We start from the raw sequence: 9,589 nt of genomic DNA, 5'->3' as shown, positions 1-9,589 counted from the left end.
TTTTTTATCCTTAAATCTGGATGTTTATAGACAATCAAGAAATCACATCCTGGACATCCTGATTCTGACAAAATATTATTGTTATCATCCAGAGCCTCCCGTGAACATTCCCCAGCAGAACCAGGGAACGAGGGAAAATCTCACAATCACATCCTGTTAATCCTTAAATCCTGGACATCCTGATTCTGACAAAATCACAATTAACATCACCAAAGAAACTCCCTACAACCGTTTTAATAAAGCCATAGCTTTTTCATAAAGAGCAGTATTCCCTTGAGCCATGAACAATTGCGCTGCTCGTTGCAGGTCTTCTCTGGCTTTTTGTTTGTCACCAAGTTGATAATAAACAATTCCCCGGTTGTAGTAGGCTTGGGCTAAGTTAGGATTAATCTTGATAGCTTGGTTGTAATCATCTATAGCACCTTGCTTATCTCCTAATTCATTACGGACAATTCCCCGGTTGTTGTAGGCTTGGGCATAGTTAGGATTAATCTTGATAGCTTGGGTGTAATCATCTATTGCACCTGGCTTATCTCCTAATTCCTTACGGACAATTCCCCGGTTGTTGTAGGCTTGGGCAAGGTTAGGATTAAACTTGATAGCTTGGGTGTAATCATCTATAGCACCTTGCTTATCTCCTAATTCATCACGGACAAATCCCCGGTTGTAGTAAAATGCTGCACGGGGACTGAGTTCAATGGCTTTATTTATCGCAGCTTCTGCTTCTCTATATCTTTTTAAATCACTTAGAACTACATACTTCTGATTATACAAATTAGGATTATTGGGCTGGAGTTGAATGGCTTGATTTATGGCTGCTAAGGCTTTATCCAGTTGGTTTGATTCTCTATAAGCTACACTTAAATAATTCCAAGCAGGAACAAACTCTGGTTTAAATTTCACTGCTAGTTCTAATGCAGTTATAGCTTCTGAACCTTTTCCACTCCAATATAACGCCAAACCTTTGCCATAATAAGCCAGGTGAATAAACTCTGGTTTTTGCTTAATTGCTGCGTCAAAAGCCTGTATAGCTTCTGGATAACGACGTAAGCGCCACAGTTGATTTCCTCTTGCTAACCATTGACTGGCGGTAGTACTACTTTGAGATACATCTACAGATAAAATCGTTGTTTGAATAGACTTAACTTCTTGTTGATTTAGTTCTGGTGTTGGGGTGGTTTCTATCTTTTGTGCTTGGGTATTCAGTCGGGTAGCTAATGCCAAAAATGTACTCACCGGAATACCCAAACTATTACCTAATTGGATAGTTTCTTGACTACTACTATTATTATTATCAATAGCAGCTTCTCCCTCAGTTCTGCCATGAATACCAATTACCCGCCCTTGGGAATCTAAAACAGGTCCCCCACTCATGCCGCCAAAGGTGATACTACTATAAACTAATTCATATCCTCCTGTTAAAGAAGCTGCACTTTGGGCTGTACTCAAACTGTTATTGTTAAAATCTGATTGGGTAGTTTGGAATAATCCTCTTTCTTTACTATAAATTTGTCCCAATGTAAACCGCCAAGGTGATTTTTCTCCTAACCTGGGATAACCAGCAGTGAACATATATTCATCATCTCTTGGGTTATAATTTGCTAAAGTTGCAACTTGATAATTTTCCTGACTGGTGAATTTAACTACCGCTAAATCTACCCCTTCTTCTAATTTAATCGTGCTGGGTTCTACGGGATATTGTTTACCATCTACTGTGAGGATTTTATAGGTATTTGGCTCACATGGTCCTACTTTATCTGGTGGTTTACAAACTACATGAGCCGCAGTTAAAACGGTGTAAGTATCTCCTTCTTTAGCAATAATAATTCCTGAACCATTAGTACCGCTACTACTATCAATTCTGACGGTAATTTGTTGAGCTTTTGCTTCTAATTCTCCCAACCAACCTGTTAATGGTACTTCTGCTATTGTCTGTTTAATATCTGGTATAGGTAAATTATAAGCGGTGAGAATTTCTGGTTTAACTTGAGCTAACACGGTTTTAATGGGTATTCCCCAACTCAGTTTTCTAAATTCTTGAATTTCTGGATTTGTGGGGCGTTTTCCGTTGGTATAAACATAACCAGAATTGTCTACAGGATAGGAACTAATGCCATTAATTCCCAGGAGATACCCTAGACTACTAATAATTGGACCGCCGCTCATTCCCTGTTCAATATGGCTGGTATAACCAATTTCATATCCGGCTTTTAAACTAGGTTGAGAAATTATTTGTTTTACTGTTCCAGTTCTAAATAACATTTCTCCTTTGCTGCTAGAATAGCCAGCGGCTATAACTGGTGTATCTGTATTAATATCGAAACTAGCAATTTCTTTAGGTAGACAATAATTTTGATTAGATGTAAATTGCAAAACAGCTAAATCTAGTTTACCAAAATCAGTATTAGGCAAAAAATCAGTATTAGGCAAAATTTGGGCTGAATAGATTTGATTGTCAGGTGTTTTAATTTGAACTTTATTAACTCCCAGTAAGACATGAGAGTTGGTAACAACTAAATAAGAATTGCCCTTTTTAGCCAATATTGTTCCTGAACCGCCGTTATTATCACCAATGACTCTGACTGTAATTTGTTTAGCAAGGGTTTGGAGTTTTTGGAGTGAATCATATTCTCCACTTTCGGGGTTATCGGGTTTTATATTACAGGTAGGCGGGGTAATTGTTTGAGCTAAGGAACGGGAAACATTTGCTAATGTCAATGATGGGAAAGATAGGAATAATAAGGAGGAAATAATAGCAATGTTACGGTTCATGTTAGTTGTTGATTAGTAGATGATTTGTAGGGTGCGTTAGCGACAGCGTAACGCACCATTCTTTGAATTTGTTGTTCGATAAATCAAGATAAACAAGGGATTTTAGCCAGATTTAGCCAGATTTAGCCAGATTTTAGCCAGATTTTAGCCAGGGAATAAATTCCTAATAGCTAAAGTCGGTTAAAACCGACTATGGGAATTTATGGGAATTTTGAACTTGTTTCCAGACTGTGGTTGAAAATGGAAGTTTGAGGTTCTGTTTCAAATACAGTCAATGTCAAGAATGGCTATTTTTTAATATTCACAAGTGGGGCATTTTGCAAATATTTACCCACATTCAAATACTTTCTATTTCCTGAATTTTGCCAAAGTGGTTCTGAACTTTTACCCTGGGCTATATTCACAAGTTGCTCTAAAACTAATCCTGGGTCAGTATTATTTTTTAGGGTAAATAATTGATTGTTACCATTACAAGTTTGTTCATTACTTGCCACAGCACAAACCACAGAATAACCCTTATTTTTACCCGTTGTCAAGCGATTTAAACGACCTGCTTCATAGAAATTATGGAATTTTTTAGATACTTCTTGGCAACGTTTTTGGGGAGTCCAGCTACCTTTGGCAAAATACTCGGATTTCCAACCAATAAACCGTACGTGACCTTGACGTTCAGGAACCCAAGCAATGGTAGCGGGAACTTTTTCACCACTGGCTTGATCAAATATTTCTTGACAGAAAAATGTGACTTGATTGGGTTGATTTTCAGAAGCATTATCTTGACTTAAACCAGGATTTATGGTCATGGTTAAGGTCAATGTTGTTAATCCTAAACAGGTGGAAAGTGATTGTAATTTCATGATTTTTGAGTCCTTAGTTAAAAAATTAATGTTGATTGTGAAAATGTAGGTTGGGTAGAGCAACAGCGAAATTCAACACAGTTAGAGGGTGTTTGTTTTTCAAAGTGGTATCCCGTAATTTTCATCACATTTTTACCCCCCTGAGTCCCCCCTTATCAAGGGGGGAAACAAGAAAATCCAGTGAGCAACAGCGAAACCCAACACAGTTAGAACGTTGTTGTTTAAGAATGTTGGGTTTCATTCTTCAACCCAACCTACTCATATTTAGAAATAGCGCGTAAACTATAATTACCAGTTTCCCCCCTTTCGGAAGAATTGGCAACTATTAAATAAATTCCATCTGCTGGTAAAGTAGCGACAATCCTAGCATTAAAATTACCTGCTCCTTTGTCGTCATTTTCAGCAATTTTTTCAATCTCTTTCCCAGCATCAGATTCAATAACTTGAGATAAGGTTAAGAATGGATTAATCTTCTGACTATCCATTTCAATCACAACTGTTTGACCTGCTTTACCTGAAAATATATAACCATTAGGACTGCCATTTAAACTACCATTAATTACTTGACCATCAAGAGAAATGGTTTCTATAGATGGTTCTTTTGATGTAGGGATGGTCGAGATAGGAGAAACTTTTTGTTGTTTGATATCTGCTAGAAAAGATTTGACTTTCTCTCCTGGTTGAGAAAGGTTAATTCCAGTTCCACCAGGTACACCACCCATTGGTATACCATTAACAATAATGGGAGCTAAAGCTACGCTGGTATTAACACCAATAACTCCCCCTTGGCTGTTTAATAATGGTCCGCCAGAATTTCCAGGATTTAAAAATGCGGTATGTTGAATAGTTCCGTCGGGACGAATCCGGCTAATATTACCTTGGGTGCAGGTATCACGGTTATCAGTATCAAGAGGACTACCAATCGCAAATGCTCGATAACCTACCTTTGCTGTTCCAGGACGAGCTAAACTTAGGTATGGTAAGTTCCTGCGGTTTTGGATTTTTAAAGCTGCTAAATCCACTCCACCCCTAGCAAAACCTATCACATCTGCTGGTAATTGCTTACCATCCCGAAACACGACAGTAACAACGCTAGGACTACCATCTACAACATGAGCGTTGGTAATAATTAAGCCATCCTGACTGACCAAAAAACCGCTACCATGTCCATTACCAGTTTTAACTGTGATAACGGCAGCACTCCCTTGAGTACAAACTCGATTTGCTTCTTCCTCAACCGTTAATGCAAAGACGCTATTATTTCTAGTTATACCCATGAGGGTACATATATAAAAAAGCGTCAAAATACCATAGCGGTACGATAGATGCTTCATGTTGGTTTAGATTCCCTGGTAACTTTACACCCAACCTACTGCCGTGTAAACTTAAAGCGTAACATTGCTTGTTACAGCAGTCTAGTGATTAGACGTAAGTAACAAATATTTTGTTTCTATCTGGCAAAATATCCCAATAATCCCCTGAATTTGCTCAACTCCTCAAGGGTGTAAGTAAAACGGCTTGAATAATTCAAAGTTTGTAGTGAGGAATTTATTCCTCATTTGAGGGCTGAAGCCCTTACTACGAAATCATCTCCAGATTTTTTACGTTACTTAATCTACTTTGATTTATTTTCGTCTACTTACTTAAATGACAATTTGAGTATTGGGAATTGGGGTAATTTCACGTCCTGGACAGAACCCCAATTTCAAAACAAAAACAACCTCCAAATTTGGAGGTTGTGAATTTTTATTTTTAAAACAAAACTGATTATTTTAGGGACATAATACAAAGGGAAGCTAGAAAAGCGGCGACAATGTAAAATACAGCCACTACTTGCAATTCTGACCAACCAGTTAATTCTAAATGATGATGTAAAGGTGCCATTTTAAATAAACGTTTACCTTTGCCGTCTGGTCCCTTTGTCGCTTTATAATAGCTAACTTGTGCCATGACAGAGAGGGTTTCTATAAAGAAAATCCCGCTCAGGATAAACAGGGCTACCAAGCTATTTGTTAACAGTGCAACCGCAGCTAAAGCGCCACCCAAGGCTAAAGAACCGGTATCACCCATGAAAACACTAGCCGGGTTGCGGTTATAGGCTAAAAAGCCTAAGCAACTACCACTGACAGCAGCACAAAAAACCATTAAGTCGGGAGAAGTTGGCGCAATAATCACACCTAATGCGAAAATAGCGATCGCTACTGTTCCCGCCGCTAAACCATCAATCCCATCTGTTAAATTAGTAGCATTGCTCTCTGCCACCAGGACAAACCCGGCTACAGGCCAGAACAACGGTCCCAAAGGTAAGGATAAACCCACCCAAGGTAAATGGATATTAGTTATACTAAAGTCACCTTTAAACATCAACCAGACACAGAACACAGCCCCAAAGATCACTTGCAAAGCTAACTTCATCTTCGGAGAAATTCCCTTGTTAGACTTCCGACGCAAAATTTGCCAGTCGTCTATCCAACCAATGAAACCGTAGCTGAGAGTTAAAGCCGAAACCGCCAGGACATTTTCAGAAAAATCCGCCAATATACAAGCAATTACTACCGCTACAGGGATAAAAAATATACCTCCCATAGTTGGTGTTCCTGCCTTTTTGAGATGTGCCTGGGGGCCATCTTCCCGGATAATCTGCCCCGTTTTCAGCCTTTGTAACAGAGGAATCACCCACTGTCCCAGAATTGTCACACCCACAGCAGTGAATAAAAAAGGTAGGGTGAGGGAAATCGGATACCAAGGGGTTCTATGCCCCATGCTATCGAAAATCAAGGCTGTTGCACTCAGTACCAAGGCCAGCAAGGAAGCCAAGCCAATTCCCGAAAAATTCAAACTTTGGTTAGGAGATAATTTAGCGTCCACAAAAAAAATTCCCTTCACTCCACACTTTAAAAAAACCTAAATAAAGCCATAGAGACTGTTTTTAGCTGATAGTTCGCAGTATTTTGGGAACTAGTACAGCACAGCGTCAATAAACTAACCATTCTCAATCGCCAAAAAGCTTGCTTAATATTACTTTTGACTTTTGACTTTTGACTTTTGACTTCCGCCCTGGGGTGCTAGTCATCATCAACAGGTGTATCATCGTCATCATCATAATCAATATCACCAATTCCGTCGTCTGCGCCCAGAAAATCGGATATTACTTCTACATCTTCCCGCGATTCGGTGTCATGGATATCACGGGCTATCAGTCGGCCACTCAGCCGCAGCCAGTCCAACATAGAGGACTCTTGTTTTAAGGGAATAACTGATGCTCGCTGGTTTCGGGGGGCTTCACGGAGGGGAGAATCTAACATATTAACAATCACACACGGGGGTTTATATAACTAGACACTAAGAGTCTATCATACTGACTTGATACGAGTTAATTTATTCCTTCATACAGGTCTTTAACTGCTGAATCCGAATCAAAGAAAATTTTCATTTAATGAGCGAACGGTAGTCAAAAAGGCATTATTCATCAATTGTATGGTTATAGACAAAGAACATTAATATTTTATTAATGCTATTTCATCATGTAAACTCTTGAGGCATTGGGTAATGATAGGCAAATCAACTCTTATTGATCTAATTGTTGGCACTAATCGCGGTTTATTGGCAAGTCAGCCACAACAACAAGCCATTTTAGCAGCGATCGCCAACTTAGAAGACTTTAGTCCCACGCCACGACCATTAGCAGCTAGTAATTTACTAGAAGGTGACTGGCGACTACTATACACCACGAGCAAAGCCTTATTAAACATAGATCGTTTACCCTTTTGTAAACTTGGTCAAATTTACCAATGTATTCGGGTAGAAAGCAACAGTGTTTATAACATAGCTGAGATTTATGGCATTCCTTTATTCGCAGGAGTAGTTAGCGTTGCTGCTAAGTTTGAACCAGTATCCCAACAGCGTGTGCAAGTAAAATTCCAGCGTTCTATAATTGGTTTACAAAGCCTAATTGGCTATACAACACCGGGAAACTTCATCCAACAAATTGAATTAGGCAAAAAATTTACCGCTTTTGATTTTCCCATTCAAGGTGAACAACAACAAGGTTGGCTCGATATTACTTATATAGATAATAATCTCCGTATAGGTAGGGGGAACGAAGGTAGTGTTTTTGTATTAAGTAAGACATAGAACATTTTGCCAGGAGTGTTTGGGAATGAACTTACCCTATTATGGGTAGTTTGTCAAGAAGTCACGAGAAGATTAACAACTCATTACCCATGAAAACCCAGCAATTTGACAAATAACTTAACAAAACCACAAGCAAATACCTTGAGGTTGTAGAGTGAAAACAATCAGCCCTACTTTAACGGCAATTCATACTTCAAAAGGGAAGATCCATCATGGTTCAACGTGGTTCTAAAGTACGTGTTCTCCGCCCTGAGTCCTACTGGTTTCAGGATCTTGGTACAGTGGTTTCTGTTGACAAAAGCGGGATTAAATACCCTGTAATTGTTCGCTTTGACAAAGTTAACTACTCTGATCTCAACACCAACAACTTTGCTGTAGATGAATTAATTGAGGTGGAAGCACCTAAACCCAAAGCCGCAGCCAAATAAATAGTCAAGCATCAAGGGGATTGTTTAATGGAATAATTAGAAAAAGATGTCAAGGTAAAAATCTTGTCTATTTCCTCTGTTTGACCATACCTTTCCCTAAAAATATTATTTGCTTGAATGCCTGAACTGCCTGAAGTTGAAACAGTCCGCCGGGGTTTGAATCAATTAACCCTGAGTCAAGAAGTGACGGGGGGAGATGTGTTGCTACAACGCACCATTGCCTACCCGTTTTCCGTTGATGAATTTATTGATAAAGTTAAAGGGAATACTATTACTACCTGGCATCGTCGTGGTAAATATCTCTTGGCTGAACTTTCCTCACCTTCTCCCAGTTATTTAGGAGTTCACCTCCGCATGACCGGTCAGTTACTTTGGTTAACCCAAGATCAACCTTTACACAAACACACCAGAGTGAGGTTATTTTTTGGGGAAAAGCAAGAATTACGCTTTGTTGACCAGCGCACCTTCGGGCAAATGTGGTATGTTCCTAGTCATGTAGCTGTAGAAAGTATTATTACAGGTTTGGCAAAATTGGCAGTTGACCCCTTTTCCCCAGAGTTCACTGTGGCGTATTTTGCTGATAAATTAAAAAAATCCCGTCGTCCTATTAAAACTGGATTATTAGATCAGTCAATGGTGGCAGGATTAGGTAATATTTATGCAGATGAAGCTTTATTTAAAAGTGGGATTTTACCAACTACTCTCTGTACAGAATTACAACTTCCCCAAATTGAACTTTTACGAACGGCAATTATTCAAGTTTTATCAGCGAGTATTGCGGTAGGTGGAACGACTTTTAGTAATTTCTTGAGTGTGAAAGGCGTTAACGGTAATTATGGCGGTGAAGCCTGGGTTTATAACCGCACTGGCGAACTTTGCAAGGTTTGTGGTCGTGTCATCCAACGAATTAAGTTAGGTGGGCGTTCTAGTCATTTCTGTCCTCAATGTCAAAGTTAGCTTTCCCGACAGAAGCCCCATCCCAAAAATATAGGTTTTCATCAAACTTATACTCTCTGTCGAATCTCCGCGTCTTTAGACGCGGAGAGTGTCAAGTTTTTTATTTAGGGATTGCTAAATAAAGCTAAAACCATTTATTAATAAGTTCAATAAGTTCAGGAGTATGGCTAACGCCACGCTGCGCTATCAGGAGTTCAGGAGAAAGAAGAAAGAAGAAAATTCCTTCCCTGTCACCTGTAACCTGTCACCTGTAACCTGTCACCTGTCACCTGTCACCTGTCACCTCCCCTCACAGACAACTTATTCAGCAACCCCTATTTAGCTTAATCAGCAGAAGCCCCACGTCTCACTCTTAGGAGCGTGGGATGAATGCGCGTGAGTTGAGTTGCGTAGCCCAAATTGTATTTGAGCGTAGCGAAAACAAAGAAGGCTACAGCGACG

At 39.4% G+C, this 9,589-nt stretch carries 8 protein-coding genes; 3 read left to right on the top strand and 5 right to left on the bottom strand.

Annotation, left to right across the window (positions count from 1 at the left end; all coding sequences use genetic code 11):
• Positions 1 to 222: 222 nt before the first annotated feature.
• The 5 genes from PN471_RS09555 to PN471_RS09535 all read right to left on the bottom strand — a co-directional run bounded on the left by PN471_RS09555 (position 223) and on the right by PN471_RS09535 (position 6,934).
• Entirely contained in the window at positions 223 to 2,772 is a 2,550-nt protein-coding gene (locus PN471_RS09555) for a tetratricopeptide repeat-containing S1 family peptidase (RefSeq protein WP_271776641.1), read from the bottom strand.
• A 287-nt stretch (positions 2,773 to 3,059) separates the two neighbouring features.
• Entirely contained in the window at positions 3,060 to 3,629 is a 570-nt protein-coding gene (locus tag PN471_RS09550; RefSeq protein WP_271776640.1) for a COP23 domain-containing protein, read from the bottom strand.
• Between the two features lie 254 nt (positions 3,630 to 3,883).
• Positions 3,884 to 4,963 (bottom strand): S1C family serine protease, encoded by a 1,080-nt coding sequence (locus tag PN471_RS09545; RefSeq protein WP_271776639.1) that lies wholly within the window; start codon positions 4,961 to 4,963, stop codon positions 3,884 to 3,886.
• A 433-nt stretch (positions 4,964 to 5,396) separates the two neighbouring features.
• Positions 5,397 to 6,497: a phospho-N-acetylmuramoyl-pentapeptide-transferase gene (mraY, locus tag PN471_RS09540; protein WP_271776638.1), complete on the bottom strand. Its 1,101-nt coding sequence runs from the start codon at positions 6,495 to 6,497 to the stop codon at positions 5,397 to 5,399.
• A 197-nt stretch (positions 6,498 to 6,694) separates the two neighbouring features.
• Complete coding sequence (locus PN471_RS09535) at positions 6,695 to 6,934, bottom strand: DUF3134 domain-containing protein (protein ID WP_168465131.1); 240 nt, start codon at positions 6,932 to 6,934, stop codon at positions 6,695 to 6,697.
• 244 nt (positions 6,935 to 7,178) lie between these two features.
• Between PN471_RS09535 and PN471_RS09530 the strand changes: the two genes are divergently transcribed.
• From PN471_RS09530 to PN471_RS09520, 3 genes are all read left to right on the top strand, one after another.
• On the top strand, positions 7,179 to 7,763 hold the full coding sequence (locus tag PN471_RS09530) for a PAP/fibrillin family protein (protein WP_271776637.1): 585 nt from the start codon (positions 7,179 to 7,181) through the stop codon (positions 7,761 to 7,763).
• A gap of 212 nt (positions 7,764 to 7,975) precedes the next feature.
• Positions 7,976 to 8,191, top strand: a complete 216-nt coding sequence (locus tag PN471_RS09525; RefSeq protein WP_027400975.1) for a photosystem I reaction center subunit IV — start codon at positions 7,976 to 7,978, stop codon at positions 8,189 to 8,191.
• Positions 8,192 to 8,308: 117 nt separating this feature from the next.
• Positions 8,309 to 9,148, top strand: coding sequence for a DNA-formamidopyrimidine glycosylase (locus PN471_RS09520; protein ID WP_193895909.1), 840 nt, complete (start codon positions 8,309 to 8,311; stop codon positions 9,146 to 9,148).
• Positions 9,149 to 9,589: the final 441 nt, after the last annotated feature.

Origin of the sequence: Aphanizomenon sp. CS-733/32, from assembly GCF_028330045.1 — a bacterium.
Taxonomy (GTDB): Bacteria; Cyanobacteriota; Cyanobacteriia; order Cyanobacteriales; family Nostocaceae; genus Dolichospermum; species Dolichospermum gracile.
The sequence above is the reverse complement of the archived record's forward strand: the minus strand, read 5'-3'. Positions and strand labels throughout refer to the sequence as shown.